At 69.1% G+C, this 12,556-nt stretch carries 13 protein-coding genes; 8 read left to right on the forward strand and 5 right to left on the reverse strand.

Going from position 1 to position 12,556, the window contains the following annotated elements:
- Positions 1-255: 255 nt before the first annotated feature.
- Positions 256-1,551 (forward strand): AAA family ATPase, encoded by a 1,296-nt coding sequence (locus tag ACRAQ3_RS17440; protein WP_269396855.1) that lies wholly within the window; start codon positions 256-258, stop codon positions 1,549-1,551.
- Position 1,552: 1 nt separating this feature from the next.
- The gene (locus tag ACRAQ3_RS17445) at positions 1,553-2,647 is read left to right on the forward strand and encodes a ParB/RepB/Spo0J family partition protein (RefSeq protein ID WP_432256675.1); all 1,095 of its coding nucleotides are present in this window, start codon (positions 1,553-1,555) and stop codon (positions 2,645-2,647) included.
- Positions 2,648-2,710: 63 nt separating this feature from the next.
- Here the strand turns inward: ACRAQ3_RS17445 and ACRAQ3_RS17450 are convergent, their stop codons facing one another.
- The 3 genes from ACRAQ3_RS17450 to ACRAQ3_RS17460 form a co-directional block, all read right to left on the reverse strand.
- Positions 2,711-3,067, reverse strand: coding sequence for a DUF2934 domain-containing protein (locus ACRAQ3_RS17450; RefSeq protein ID WP_269396853.1), 357 nt, complete (start codon positions 3,065-3,067; stop codon positions 2,711-2,713).
- 235 nt (positions 3,068-3,302) lie between these two features.
- Positions 3,303-3,770 (reverse strand): preQ(1) synthase, encoded by a 468-nt coding sequence (gene queF / locus ACRAQ3_RS17455; protein ID WP_085897549.1) that lies wholly within the window; start codon positions 3,768-3,770, stop codon positions 3,303-3,305.
- A gap of 100 nt (positions 3,771-3,870) precedes the next feature.
- Positions 3,871-5,277: a phosphomannomutase gene (locus tag ACRAQ3_RS17460; RefSeq protein WP_432256723.1), complete on the reverse strand. Its 1,407-nt coding sequence runs from the start codon at positions 5,275-5,277 to the stop codon at positions 3,871-3,873.
- Between the two features lie 149 nt (positions 5,278-5,426).
- On the opposite strand from ACRAQ3_RS17460, the gene ACRAQ3_RS17465 reads away from it, so the two are divergent.
- The 3 genes from ACRAQ3_RS17465 to ACRAQ3_RS17475 all read left to right on the forward strand — a co-directional run bounded on the left by ACRAQ3_RS17465 (position 5,427) and on the right by ACRAQ3_RS17475 (position 7,920).
- Complete coding sequence (locus ACRAQ3_RS17465) at positions 5,427-6,149, forward strand: hypothetical protein (RefSeq protein ID WP_432256676.1); 723 nt, start codon at positions 5,427-5,429, stop codon at positions 6,147-6,149.
- A gap of 80 nt (positions 6,150-6,229) precedes the next feature.
- Positions 6,230-6,721, forward strand: a complete 492-nt coding sequence (locus ACRAQ3_RS17470) for a metal-dependent hydrolase (RefSeq protein WP_432256677.1) — start codon at positions 6,230-6,232, stop codon at positions 6,719-6,721.
- A gap of 77 nt (positions 6,722-6,798) precedes the next feature.
- Complete coding sequence (locus ACRAQ3_RS17475; RefSeq protein ID WP_432256678.1) at positions 6,799-7,920, forward strand: polysaccharide biosynthesis/export family protein; 1,122 nt, start codon at positions 6,799-6,801, stop codon at positions 7,918-7,920.
- On the opposite strand, the gene ACRAQ3_RS17480 is transcribed toward ACRAQ3_RS17475, so the two are convergent.
- A complete protein-coding gene (locus ACRAQ3_RS17480) occupies positions 7,917-9,263 on the reverse strand; it encodes a DUF2793 domain-containing protein (protein ID WP_432256679.1) in 1,347 nt (448 codons plus the stop codon). The genes ACRAQ3_RS17475 and ACRAQ3_RS17480 overlap by 4 nt on opposite strands.
- A 239-nt stretch (positions 9,264-9,502) precedes the next feature.
- On the opposite strand from ACRAQ3_RS17480, the gene ACRAQ3_RS17485 reads away from it, so the two are divergent.
- Genes ACRAQ3_RS17485 through ACRAQ3_RS17495 form a run of 3 tightly spaced genes read left to right on the forward strand, consistent with a single transcriptional unit; the run spans position 9,503 to position 11,438 of the window.
- Positions 9,503-10,735: a urate hydroxylase PuuD gene (locus ACRAQ3_RS17485; protein ID WP_432256680.1), complete on the forward strand. Its 1,233-nt coding sequence runs from the start codon at positions 9,503-9,505 to the stop codon at positions 10,733-10,735.
- 53 nt (positions 10,736-10,788) lie between these two features.
- The gene (locus ACRAQ3_RS17490) at positions 10,789-11,037 is read left to right on the forward strand and encodes a type II toxin-antitoxin system Phd/YefM family antitoxin (RefSeq protein ID WP_269396846.1); all 249 of its coding nucleotides are present in this window, start codon (positions 10,789-10,791) and stop codon (positions 11,035-11,037) included.
- A complete protein-coding gene (locus tag ACRAQ3_RS17495; RefSeq protein WP_432256724.1) occupies positions 11,037-11,438 on the forward strand; it encodes a type II toxin-antitoxin system VapC family toxin in 402 nt (133 codons plus the stop codon). The genes ACRAQ3_RS17490 and ACRAQ3_RS17495 overlap by 1 nt, the downstream gene beginning before the upstream one ends.
- 4 nt (positions 11,439-11,442) lie before the next feature.
- Here ACRAQ3_RS17495 and ACRAQ3_RS17500 read toward each other — a convergent pair whose 3' ends face one another.
- Complete coding sequence (locus ACRAQ3_RS17500; RefSeq protein ID WP_085897557.1) at positions 11,443-12,498, reverse strand: ornithine cyclodeaminase; 1,056 nt, start codon at positions 12,496-12,498, stop codon at positions 11,443-11,445.
- Between the last annotated feature and the right edge of the window lie 58 nt (positions 12,499-12,556).

Genomic DNA, 12,556 nt, shown 5'->3' on the forward strand with positions numbered 1-12,556 from the left:
TCCCCTAATCGGCCCACTGCAAGGTGTGGGCTGTCCCCCCTTCCCCGGCCGCGTCTTCCCGATCGCCCGTGCCCGGCGGCGAATCGAAAGCGCCTTGTGGCACAGGCGTTTCGGAATTCCGGCGTATTTCCGGTTTCGATCATAAATGGCTTTTCATGCGCCGCAAATCCAGCGTAGATCGTCACATCGCAAGAATTAGCGTTCCCAAGGGATCCTGTTTCGGTTCCCCGCGGGGAACCGGAGGGCAGAGACCGCATGTTCACACACACCGACCTGGCCCGGCTGCAGTCGCAGTCGCTCAAGATGCAGGGCTTCATCCGGCAGCAGACCTTCTCGCCGGAGAACGAGAAGAGCCTGCGCCGCTTCTCGAGCTGGGAGGTGGCGGAGCTGATCCTCGGGCTGAACCCCTCGACATTCCGGGGCCGGCTCGCCGCCGACCCGTCGCTGCCGCAGGGGCTGGTCGAGGAGGATGGCCGCCAGCGCTGGTACTCGCTCGAAGAGATCGGCGAGCTGCGCCGGCGGCTGCGCCACAAGAACAAGCCGATGCTGCCGCCCCGTCCTGCCGGCAAGCGCGCGATCCGCGCCGCCGTCGCCAACTTCAAGGGCGGTGCCGGCAAGTCGACCGTGGCGCTGCACTTCGCGCATGCGGCGGCGCTCGACGGCTACCGGGTGCTCTGCGTCGACTTCGATCCGCAGGCGACGCTGTCGCATTCGATGGGGCTGTCGGACGTGGCCGAGGAATACACGGTCTGGGGCATCATGGCGCGCGACCTGATCCGCGAGACCGAGCGGATGAACGCCGCCGGGCGCGGTGCCGAGACCGGCACCGCCCTGCCCGAGCGCAAGCTGCCCGCCTCGGTCACCGGCATGGGGCTCAACGATCTGCGGGTCACCGACTTCATCAAGCCGACCTCATGGCCGACTATCGACCTCGTGCCCTCCTGTGCCAACGCCGCCTTCGTCGAGTTCGCCTCGGCGCAGTACCGGCATCTGAACCCGGAATGGTCGTTCTTCGCCGCCGTTGACCGTTACCTCGATCACCTGCCCGACGACGCCTATGACATCATCCTGTTCGATTGCCCGCCGGCGATCGGCTACCAGTCGATGAACGCGGTCTTCGCCGCGGACGTGCTCTATATCCCCTCGGGGCCCGGCTACTGGGAGTACGACTCCACCACCTCCTTCATCGGCCAGCTCGCCGAGGCGCTGGAGGATCTGGGCCGCTTCCGCGGTGCCGTGCCGCCGGGCACCGAGCCCGAGAAACACTTCTCCGACATCCGGTTCCTGCTGACCCGGTTCGAACCCAACAATGACCTGCACCGCGCGATGCAGCAGGCCTTTCACAAAGTGTTCGGCCCGCATGTCGCCGAGCATCCGATCGAGATGACCCGCGCGGTCGAACAGTCGGGCCGGTTCCTGAGCTCGGTCTACGAGATCGACTATCGCAACATGACCCGCGAGACATGGCGGCGTGCCCGCGCTTCCTTTGACCGCGCCTATGACGAGTTCCGCGCCACGCTGGTGGCGGCATGGGACAAGCTGGAGGATTGAGATGGGCAAGAAACGCAGCGTCTTCGACATCGACTTCACGCCCGACGCGCCGGAGCCGGACCGGTTCCCCGCGGGGAACCCCACGCCGCAGCCGGAACCCGAGCCGCAACAGGTGGCACCGCGGCGCGGGCCGATGGCCTCGGCGATCACCGAGACTGCCGAAGCGGCGCGCGGCCGTGCCGAAGCCGAGGCCGCGATTCGGGCCGAGAACGACCAGCTGGCGCATGAGCATGTGCGGCTCAAGAAGCTCGGCTTGATCACCGACCTGGTCGCGATCGACGCGGTCAGGACCTCGAAACTGGTGCGCGACCGCGCGAAGACCAAGGATCCCGAGATCGAGGAGCTGAAGCTCTCGATCCAGGATATCGGGCTGTCGAACCCGATCCGGGTCGAACAGGACGGGCAGGGCGGCTACGAGCTGATCCAGGGCTATCGCCGGCTCTCGGCGTTTCGGGAATTGCTGGAGCAGACCGGCGACCGGCGTTATGCGAAAATCCCGGCCGCGATGGTTCCCCGCGGGGAACCGGTGCGCGATCTCTACCGCAAGATGGTCGATGAGAACCTGGTGCGGAAGGACATCTCCTTCGGCGAGATGGCACAGCTGGCGCTGAGCTATGCCGAGCAGACCGGGATCACGCCGCATGATGCGGTGTCGGAACTCTATGCCTCGGCCCTGAAGCAGAAGCGCAGCTATATCCGCAGCTTCACCCGGGTGCTCGAAGGTGCCAAGGGCAACATCCGCCATCCCGAGGCGATCCCGCGTGCGCTCGGTCTGGAGCTGTTCAAGATCGTCGATGCCGACCCGATGCTCGGTGACGAGATGATCGAGATGCTGGCGCGCGCGCCGGAACGCGACGCCGAGGCCGAGATCGCGGTGCTCAAGGACTTCGTGCACCGCGCCCCGAAGATCGTGAAGCCGCGCCCGAAATCGGTGTCGAAGACTATGCTACGGCTGCCGCGCCCCGAGGGCGAGGCGAAGATCGCGGCCTCCGACGGACGGGTCGAGCTGCGACTGGCGCGCGATTTCTCGGCGCTCGACCGGGCGCGGCTGCAACGCGCCTTCGAGGCCTTCTTCGACGCGCTGGACGCCAAATGAAAAAGGCCGGTTCCCCGCGGGGAACCGGCCTGTAATCGCGAATATCCCTTGGGATATAGGAGCTTAACCCTCGCCCTCCGGTTTCGCGCTCTTCCGGGCCCGTGGCTTTCGCGGGGTTGTCGCCTTGGGCGCGGTCTTGGTCGCCTTAGACGGGCTGGCATCGGCCGCCTTGCTCGTCGCCGGTTTGCGCGGGGCCCGGGTCTTCTTCGGTTTGGCGGGCGCCGCGTCGTCCCCGCCCGTCGCGTCGGATGGGCCGGTGCCGCCGGTCGCGCCGCTCGCCGACCCTTCGCTGCGCATCTCCGCGTCGATCTCGGCCTCGGCCTCTTGCCAATGCGCGTCGTGCTGTCCCTCGGGAAAGCCGTCGCGCTCCCACATCTCGTAGGCGCGCTTGCGGATCCGCTCTTCGCGATCGTCAGCCATGTCGTTACTCCCTTTCACAGAGCCGCCTGTTCCCACCCGGCCATGCGACCCGCCACGGGGGGCCATATGTTCGGGCCTTATCTCTCTCGCGGGGGGCATGGGCCGCCCCGGCGCGCTTCGGTACCATGACGCCCATGTCATGCCGCAGTCGCAGAATAACCGTCGCGCGATGTTCCGAAGAATGCCAGAGGCGCCTTACGTTAGGTCAGTAATGTGCGCTAGCGTACGAAGGTGATCAGCCGCGACCGCGATAGCCCGGTACGCCCGCATCGGGGATCCAGACGCCCTTCGGCGGCTCCCCGGTCTGGTAGAAGACGTCGATCGGAATGCCGCCGCGCGGGTACCAGTAGCCGCCCAGACGCAGCCATTTCGGCGAAAGCGTGTCGACCAGCCGCCGGCCGATCGAGACGGTGCAGTCCTCGTGAAAGGCGCCGTGGTTGCGGAAGCTGGTGAGGAACAGCTTCAGCGACTTGCTCTCCACGAGCCAGTCGCCGGGCACGTAGTCGATCACCAGATGCGCGAAATCAGGCTGGCCGGTCAGCGGGCAGAGCGAGGTGAACTCGGGCGCGGTGAAGCGCACCGCGTAATCGACGTCGGATTGTGGGTTCGGCACGCGTTCGAGCACCGCCTCCTCGGGGGATTGCGGCTGCACGGTCTGGCCGCCGAGCATGGTCAGGCCGTCATAGATGGACTTGTCGGACATGGGGGAACTCCTGCTGTCTTGCCCGCACGATATGGGGGCAGGGGGGCGCTCCGCCTAATGCCGGGCCATGCGCGGCCCGGCAAGTCCCCCGGAGCCGAACTCAGGCGCGCGCGCCGAGCCTCTCGGCGAGGCGGTTCATGTGGGCCTCAAGAAGCGCCCGCGCCCGCTCGGCGCTGTCGGCCTCGGTATAGAGCCGGCATTCGGGCGCGTTGCCCGAGGGGCGCAGATGCACCACCTCGCCATTGGCGAAACCGACCCGCAGCCCGTCGGTCTCGTCGATCCCGGCCTCGTCGCTGCCGGTATCGAAGAACGCGGCCCGCTCATCGGCGCTGGCCCGAAGTGCCTCGATCAGCGCCATGGAGCGATCCGACGGGATCTCCTGCACCCGGTCGGCGGCGGTAAAGCGCGGCGGCAGCTGCGCCGCCAGCTCCTCGAGGCCGCACCGCTTGGCCCGCGTCGCGGCCAGAGGGGCCACGATCGGCAGAACCGCGTCGCGGGTCATCAGCGGCGCGATCGCGCCCTCGGGGCCCCGCGCCTCGAAGCCAAGCAGGAACCCGCCATTGGCTTCGTAGCCCACCACCTGCGCGGCGGAATCCTCCGCAAGGGCCTTCTCCATCCCGGCGATCACGAAGGGCGAGCCGATCCGGCTGCGTCGCACCTCGAAGCCCTCCATCGCCTCGACCAGCGTGTTCGACGAAACCGGCGTCACGACGATCCGCGCGCCCAGAAGCTGCGCGGTGAGCGGCCCCAGCACGTCACCGGGCACCAGCGCACCGCGCGCATCGGTGACCATCGGCCGGTCGGCATCGCCATCGGTCGAGACGATCGCGTCGAGCCGGTGCTCGGCGGTCCAACCCGCGAGCCTCTGGCGGGTCTCGGGGTCAACGGCCTCGGTATCGACGGGGATGAAGCTGTCGGATCGGGCGATCCGCACCACCTCGCCGCCGAGCGCGGCGACGATCTCGGCCAGGGTATCCCGCGCGACGCTGCTGTGCTCGTAGACGCCGATCCACAGCCCGGACAGCGCCTGCGCGCCGAAACCCTCGCGGTAGCGCGCGACGTAGCGCGCGGCGCAATCGGCGTCCCGCTCGAGCGCGCCCTCGGTGGCGGCGTCGGGCGCGCCGCCCTCGTCCAGCGCGGCGAGGATCGCGGCCTCGTCGGTCTTGGCGATCTCGCCGGAGGGGAGGTAGAACTTCAACCCGTTGCGGTCGGCCGGAATGTGGCTCCCGGTGACCATCACCGCCGCATGGCCGCGCGCCATCGCCGACATCGCCAGCGCCGGGGTCGGCAACGCACCGCAATCGACCGCCAAAAGCCCCGCGCCGCGGATCGCCGCGATCACCGTGGCGGCGATGCGCGGCGAGCTGTCGCGCAGGTCGCGGCCGACATGCACCGCGCCGCCATGCGGGCAGGCCGCGAGGAAGGCCCGGACATGCGCATGGACGAGGTCATCGGTGAGATCGGTGACGAGGCCACGCAGGCCGCTGGTTCCGAATTTGGGAGGCATGTCCATCCTGCTCATGCTGCGAGAAATCGCGGCGACTATGTCAGCAGGGCGGGGGGCGGACAACCTCTGGCTGTGCGCGCTAGTCGCCGGGGAACGAGAGGCCGGGTCTCGCGATTGGTCCGCGAAGAGCCTTTCGAAGGAGCATGACGATGCACAAAGCGACCTTCCTCGCCCTCGGTCTCATGACGGCGATGCCGACCGTCCTGGCCGCCCAGCCATCCTTCGACTGCGACGACGCGCGCACCGCCACCGAGCGGACCATCTGCGCCTCACCCGGGCTGGCCGAGCTCGAACAGCGCATGGTCGGCGTCTATGGCCAGCTCGTCGACCGGATCGGCGAGACCGAGGCACGGCGCATCGCCGACATCCAGCTCGAACGGCGGCAGGCCTGCGAGGGCGACGCCGCCTGCATCGAACGCCAGCTCCTGACCTCGATCGGCATCTTCAGGGCCGAGGGCCAGGCCGCCATCGCCGCCGAAGGCGGAAACGACGAAGTGCTGAACGATTTGCGCGCCGCGCTGGGTCGAGAGGACGCCGCGCCAGCCGCGGCGCCGCCGGAGAACGGGCAGGACGAGGAAGAGACCAGCCGCGCCGAGGAGCGGGCGCGCGGCATCGCCGAGGGTTTCGCCCGGCTGCCCGAATACCGCCGCCGCAACGTGCAGGGCCGGCTGCGCGACGCGGGGCTGCTCTCGGGCCCCGTCGACGGGGTCTGGGGACCCGGCAGCGCGGCCGCCGTCGAGGCGCTGCTTTCGACGGCGCGCGAGAGCGGGCGCAATTTCCCGGTCCAGCGACCGGAGGGCGCCGACGCGCTCTACCGCTTCATCGACAGCGACCCGTTCTATTACGAGTACATTCCCGCCGACGCGCGCTGACGCGGCGGTCCGCTGGCCTTCTTCGCCGCAGCCGCTACATGGGGCCATCCGGCGGAACGAAAAGGGAATCGGCGGCGATGATGGGACGCACGCATCTGGCGCTCGGCGCGGTCGCGGGGGTGCATCTGGCCGCCGCGACGCCGCGCCTCGGCCTGCCGATCATGGCGGCGGCGCTGATCGGTGCGATCCTGCCGGATGTCGATACGCCCTACAGTAAGCTCGGTCGCAGGCTCTGGCCGCTGTCGCGGATCATCCTGATGACCTTCGGGCATCGCGGCGGCACCCATTCGGCGGTGTTCCTGATCCTCGCGACGGCCGCGATGTGGATCGTCTCGCCGCCGGTGGGGCTGGCATTCGGCGCGGGAATCGCGACCCATCTCGCGGCCGATGCGGTCAGCTTCGGACATGGCACCCGCTTCACCGCGCGCGGCGCCGGCGTGCCGCTTCTCTGGCCGCTCAGCGAGCGCAAGGCCGGTCTGCGATTGATCAAGGTCAACGGACCCTTGGAGAACCTCGTGATCCTGCCCTGGGTAACCCTCTATGCCGTGCAACTGGGCTGGGGTCTCGTCTGATGCGCGCGTGCGGTGTTTCCTTGGGCACCCTGCTGCGGTAGGTTGGCGCAAAACAAGGCAGGCAACGGATCATCGGCATGGCATCAGCGCGTCTCCCCGTCCTGTTCGGGCTCGTCCTTCTATTGGCGGCCTGCGGCTCCCTGCCGCGCGGCGCGGCGCTGCGCAGCGAGATCCTGCAGACCCAGACCCTCGGCGCGGAACAGGTGCGGGACTTCGAGGTCGCGCCGGTGACCCGGGCCTTGCTGCCGGTCTACGCGGCCTGGCCCGGCAATGGCGGCACCGGGCATTCTTGGATCGAGCGGGTCGACCAGCCGCAGACCCGGATCATCGCGCCCGGCGACAGCCTCAGCATCACCATCTGGAGCACCGAGGAGAACGGCCTGCTGACCGCCCCGGGACAGCGCTTCGTGTCCCTGCCCGAGCAACGCGTCGGCGCCAACGGCACGGTGTTCCTGCCCTATGTCGGCACGATCAAGGTGTCCGGCATGAGCCCCGAGACCGCGCGCGACCGGGTCGAGGCGGAATATGCCGATGTCACGCCATCGGCGCAGGTGCAGCTCGGCTTCGCAGAAGGCCGACAGAACACGGTCAGCCTCGTCGCCGGCGTGGCGCAGCCCGGCAGCTACCCGTTGCCCGACAACGACTTCACGGTGATGGGGCTGATCGCCGAGGGCGGCGGCGTCGACAAGAGCCTGCGCAACCCGCAGATCCGGCTGACCCGCGACGGCCGCATCTACGGCACCTCGGTCGAGCGGCTACTCGACAACCCGCGCCTCGACACCACGCTCAAGGGCGGCGACAAGATCCATGTCGAGGCGGACGACCGCAAGTTCCTGTCGCTCGGCGCGGCGGGCACCGAGTCCGTGCATTACTTCACCGAGGACCGGCTCGACGCGCTCGAGGCGATGGCGATCATCGGCGGCGTCTCCGACAGCCGCGCCGATCCGGGCGGCATCTTGGTGCTGCGCCGCTACCCGGCGCAGGCGGTGACGCCCGGCGCCGGGGGACCGGATCAGAGCCGGGTCGTCTTCACCATCGATCTGACCTCTGCCGACGGGCTGTTCAGCGCGGGCGAATTCGAGATTCTGCCCGGCGACCTCGTCTATGCGACCGAGAGCCCGGTGACCTCGGCGACGACGATCTTCGGCCTGCTCGGCAGCAGCCTCGGGCTGGCGAGCCGGGTCGGCGTCAGCTTCTAACCGCCGGTCCAGCGACCGATTGCCAGAAGCCGCAGCCCCGCCACCTGCGCCCCGGCCGCGAAGCCGGAGGCGCCCGCGACGCGGGGCAGTCGCAGCGCCGCCGAGGCGCTGCCGGTCTCCTGCATCAGCCCGCCGATATCGCCGGGGGCGAGCCCGGCATAGGCCGACTCGACCCCGGGCAGCGTCGCGCTGACCTGCGGCGTCGCGGCGAACGGGGCGGGAAAGCTCCAGACATGCTCCAGCCGCTCGGTCGAAACCCGGGCGAAGAGCGCCTCGTCGCACCAGGCGATCTGGGTCCCGTCGGCGAACCGCAGATAGCTGCCGCCCGGCGTGGTCCCGGTTTCGAACACCGCGCCGCTCGGCAACCCGTCGCTCAGGCCCACCGGGCCCAGCAGGTCGGCCTGACCGATCTCCCGGCGCCAGCCCTGCCAGACCCCGCCCGCCCGGGCACGGCGCCAGGCCCGCCCGGTGGCGGTTTCGCACAGGCGCTGCGCCAGCTCCTGCGGCCCATGCGCCGAGACCGCGAGGATGGCCGGGCCGCTGCTGCCCGCCGGTGCGGCGGGCGCCGGCAGGTCCATCGCATAGAGCCCCGAGGCGAGGGCGGCATCGGCGTCGCCCACGCGTGGTGCCGCCGTCGCGCCGAGGCCGAAACCGCCCACCGCCACGAGCCGCCCCGGCGCCGCGTCGAGCGGGTCAGACTGCACCGCCGCGCCGGAGGCGCGCCCGTCGGCCGAGGAGAGCCGCAGCGCGGTGGTCCAGTCCGACCCGTCGGCGCTTGTCTTGATCGAGAAATCCGCCTCGCCGGCGAGCCCCATCTCGGCCCCGCCCGCAAAACCGGTCTGGAACAGCAGCGACGCGGTGTCCGACGTGCCGGCGCGATTGAGCTTCAGCCGGTGCCCCGCGCCATCGTGGTTGAGAAGCGTCGAGGGCGCCGAGACGCTGAGCCGATCATTCGCATCCGCCCCGGCGTTGAGTCCGAGGCAGGCCGCTTCGAACGGTCGCTCGGCCTGGCTCTCCCAGCCATCCGCGCCGAAGATCAACTCGGTCGCCTCGGCGAGGCAATGGACGCGCCAGCCGGGCAGGGGGGTCTCGAACAGCCAGGCGCCGCCATCCCAGATCGCGATGCGGCCCGATTGCCCGGCCCAGTCGCCGGTGGCGCCACCGGCCACGACGTGGCGCGCGCCCGACTCGGGGGCGGATGGCGGCACGCCGCGGTCGCGATCCGCCACGACCGACTGCACCAGCGCGTCGAGGCGCTGGATCGCCTCGTTATGGGTGACGTGCTTCTGCGCCTGCCCGGGCTGGATGTAGGGCAGCGACAATATGGCCGAGATCTGGGGCATGGTGTCCTCTTTGCGCGGGGCGTGGCATCGGTGCGAGCATAGGGGCGGGGTCGCAACGCCCCGTGACCGGAGCGTGCGTTGCGCGGTCGCGCGCCGCCAAGGCGGAACGCCCGATTAGCGGGAACGGGCCGGGCGGCGCGGGATTGTCCGGTTTCGTTTGAAACTGCTCTGCCGCGCCATGGCTTGGCGTCGCGCGGCGCCTCTCGCTAGAGTGACCCTCGCCATAACGAGAGGACGAGATGCACGATTTCGCAATCCTGTGGGACTGGGCCGGCTTCGCCGTGCGCTGGCTCCACGTCATCACCGCCATCGCCTGGATCGGCTCGTCCTTCTATTTCGTGGCGCTCGATCTCGGCCTGAGAAAGGCCCCCGACCTGCCGCCCGGCGCGCATGGCGAGGAATGGCAGGTGCATGGCGGCGGTTTCTACCACATCCGCAAATATCTCGTGGCGCCCGACGCGATGCCCGAGCATCTGACATGGTTCAAATGGGAGAGCTACGCGACCTGGCTCTCGGGCGCGGCGCTGTTGATGATCGTCTACTGGGTCGGTGCGGAGCTGTACCTGATCGACCCGTCCCGCGCCGATCTCGCGGTGTGGCAGGCGATCGCGCTCTCGGCGGGCTCGCTGACGATCGGCTGGCTGGTCTATGACCGGCTGTGCAAGTCGGGGCTGGGCGACCGGCCGACGCTGCTGATGGTGCTGCTGTTCGCGCTGCTCGTCGCGATGAGCTGGGGCTACAACCAGGTCTTCACCGGCCGCGCGGCGCTTTTGCATCTCGGCGCCTTCACCGCGACGATCATGACCGCGAACGTGTTCCTGATCATCATGCCGAACCAGCGCGTCGTGGTGGCCGACCTGAAGGCGGGGCGCAAGCCGGATCCGAAATACGGCAAGATCGCCAAGCTGCGCAGCACGCACAACAACTACCTGACCCTGCCGGTCGTGTTCCTGATGCTGTCGAACCACTACCCGCTGGCCTTCGCCACCGAGTATTCTTGGATCATCGCGTCGCTGGTCTTCCTGATGGGCGTCACGATCCGGCACTACTTCAACACCATGCACGCCACCGGAAAGGGGCCGCATTGGACATGGGGCGTCACCGTCATCCTGTTCCTGATCCTCGCCTGGCTCTCGACCGCGCCGATGTGGGGCAGCTACGAGGAAGCCGAGGCCCGGCCCATGACCGCCTATGAGCAGCGCTTCGCGGAGGCAGAGGGCTTCCACGAGGCGGAGCAGATCGTGGTCGGGCGCTGCTCGATGTGCCACGCGCGCGAGCCGGTCTGGGACGGTATCCGCTGGGCCCCCAAGGGGGTGGTTCTGGAGACCCCGCAGGACATCGCCCAGAACGCCCGCGCCATCTACCTGCAGGCCGGGGTCAGCCACGCGATGCCGCCCGCCAACGTCACCGACATCTCCGAGAAGGATCGCCGCACGCTGATACGCTGGTTCAAGGCGGGGCAGGGGGCTTGAACCACGCCGCATATGCTCCTATCTAGACAGGTATCTAGACAGGAGTGGCGGCCATGTGGAGCCTCCAGGACGCGAAGAACCGGTTCAGCGCGGTGGTGGATGCGGCCCTCGCCGGCGCCCCGCAGGAGGTGACGCGGCGTGGCAAGCCCGCCGTGGTGGTGCTGTCGGCCGCCGAATATGCGCGTCTCGTCGCGGCGGCGGGCGCCGAGCGTGGCAGCTTCGCCGAGCACCTTCTCGATTTCCCCGGCATGGAGAACGGTACGGAGCGGCCGCAGGCGCGGCCACGCGACGTGGCGTTTTGATCTATCTTCTCGACACCAACGTGATCTCGGCGGTGCGGCGCTCGGGCCGCGCCCCCGCCGTCGCGGCGTGGCTTCGGGCGCAGCCGGAAGAAGCGCTGTTCCTCAGCGCCGTGACCTTGGGCGAGATCGAGCGCGGCATCGCCCGGCAGGAGGGCCGCGACCCGGGCTTCGCCGCCGATCTGCGCGGCTGGCTCGACCGCACGGCGCGGCTGTTCTCCGATCGCATCCTGCCCTTCGGGCCCGAGGAGGCGCGGATCTGGGGTCGGCTCTCGGCAGGGATCGGCCATGGCGGCGCCGACCTGATGATCGCCGCCACCGCGCTGGCGCACGGGGCGACGGTGGTCACCGGCAACGTCTCGGATTTCGAGCCGACCGGTGTGGCGATCCTCGACCCGTTCTGACGCCTCAGCCCTTGGCGCGGCGCACCATGCCGTAGAGGTCGCGCGTGTCGTCGGGATCGGCGAGCAGGTCGAGCATCGTGTAATGCCCGGTCCGGTCGAGCTGATCGCGCACGTAGCGCAGCGCCGAGAAATCCTCGGTGGCGAAGCCGACGCTGTCGAACAGCGTGATCTGGTCGGGCGCGCGCCGGCCCTCGGCCTTGCCGGTGATGACCTGCCACAGCTCGGTCACCGGGTGGTCGGGGTCGAGCTGCTGGATCTCGCCCTCGATCCTCGTCTGCTCGGGATACTCCACGAAGATGTCCGAGCGCAGCAGGATGTCGCGATGCAGCTCGGTCTTGCCGGGGCAGTCGCCGCCGATGGCGTTGATGTGCACGCCGCGCCCGACCATGTTGTCGGTCAGGATCGTCGCATACTGCTTGTCGGCGGTGCAGGTGGTGATGATCTCGGCACCCGCTACCGCTTCTTCGCCGCTGTCGCAGGCGGTGATGTCGAGCCCGCTATCGGCAAGGTTGGCCACCGCCTTCTTCGTCGCCGCCGGGTCGATGTCGTAGATCCGGACCTTCTCGATGCCGAGCATCTCCTGGAACGCCAGCGCTTGGAACTCGCATTGCGCGCCGGCGCCGATCATGGCGAGGGTCTTCGCCCCCTTGGGCGCGAGGTGCCGCGCGGCCACGGCCGAGGTGGCGGCGGTCCTGAGCGCGGTCAGCACCGTCATCTCGGACAAAAGGATCGGGTAGCCATTGTCCACCCGCGCCAGCACGCCGAAGGCGGTGACGGTCTGGAACCCGCGCTTGAGGTTCGAAGGGTGGCCGTTGACGTATTTGAAGCCGTAGGTCTCGCCATCCGAGGTCGGCATCAGCTCGATCACCCCTTCGGGCGAATGGCTGGCCACGCGCGGCGTCTTGTCGAACAGCTCCCAGCGGCGGAAATCCTCTTCGATGTAATCGGCCAGCTCGGCCATCATCCGGCGCGGCCCGATGCTGTTCACCATCTCCATCATTTGGGCCACCGAGACGAAGGGCACCATGGCGAGCTTGGACGGGGCGGGGGCGTCGGTCATCTGTCACTCCAATGCAGCGGTTATGCCCGATCCTGTAACATTCCTCGGGCGCTGAGGA

This window comes from Limimaricola sp. AA108-03, from assembly GCF_050847355.1.
Lineage (GTDB): Bacteria > Pseudomonadota > Alphaproteobacteria > Rhodobacterales > Rhodobacteraceae > Limimaricola.

Excerpts from the sequence above, each read along its gene's own strand:
- ACRAQ3_RS17440 (WP_269396855.1), top strand. The coding sequence starts at position 256 with ATGTTCACACACACCGACCTGGCCCGGCTGCAGTCGCAGTCGCTCAAG.
- ACRAQ3_RS17445 (WP_432256675.1), top strand. The coding sequence starts at position 1,553 with ATGGGCAAGAAACGCAGCGTCTTCGACATCGACTTCACGCCCGACGCG.
- ACRAQ3_RS17450 (WP_269396853.1), bottom strand. The coding sequence starts at position 3,067 with ATGGCTGACGATCGCGAAGAGCGGATCCGCAAGCGCGCCTACGAGATG.
- queF (WP_085897549.1), bottom strand. The coding sequence starts at position 3,770 with ATGTCCGACAAGTCCATCTATGACGGCCTGACCATGCTCGGCGGCCAG.
- ACRAQ3_RS17460 (WP_432256723.1), bottom strand. The coding sequence starts at position 5,277 with ATGCCTCCCAAATTCGGAACCAGCGGCCTGCGTGGCCTCGTCACCGAT.
- ACRAQ3_RS17465 (WP_432256676.1), top strand. The coding sequence starts at position 5,427 with ATGCACAAAGCGACCTTCCTCGCCCTCGGTCTCATGACGGCGATGCCG.
- ACRAQ3_RS17470 (WP_432256677.1), top strand. The coding sequence starts at position 6,230 with ATGGGACGCACGCATCTGGCGCTCGGCGCGGTCGCGGGGGTGCATCTG.
- ACRAQ3_RS17475 (WP_432256678.1), top strand. The coding sequence starts at position 6,799 with ATGGCATCAGCGCGTCTCCCCGTCCTGTTCGGGCTCGTCCTTCTATTG.
- ACRAQ3_RS17480 (WP_432256679.1), bottom strand. The coding sequence starts at position 9,263 with ATGCCCCAGATCTCGGCCATATTGTCGCTGCCCTACATCCAGCCCGGG.
- ACRAQ3_RS17485 (WP_432256680.1), top strand. The coding sequence starts at position 9,503 with ATGCACGATTTCGCAATCCTGTGGGACTGGGCCGGCTTCGCCGTGCGC.
- ACRAQ3_RS17490 (WP_269396846.1), top strand. The coding sequence starts at position 10,789 with ATGTGGAGCCTCCAGGACGCGAAGAACCGGTTCAGCGCGGTGGTGGAT.
- ACRAQ3_RS17500 (WP_085897557.1), bottom strand. The coding sequence starts at position 12,498 with ATGACCGACGCCCCCGCCCCGTCCAAGCTCGCCATGGTGCCCTTCGTC.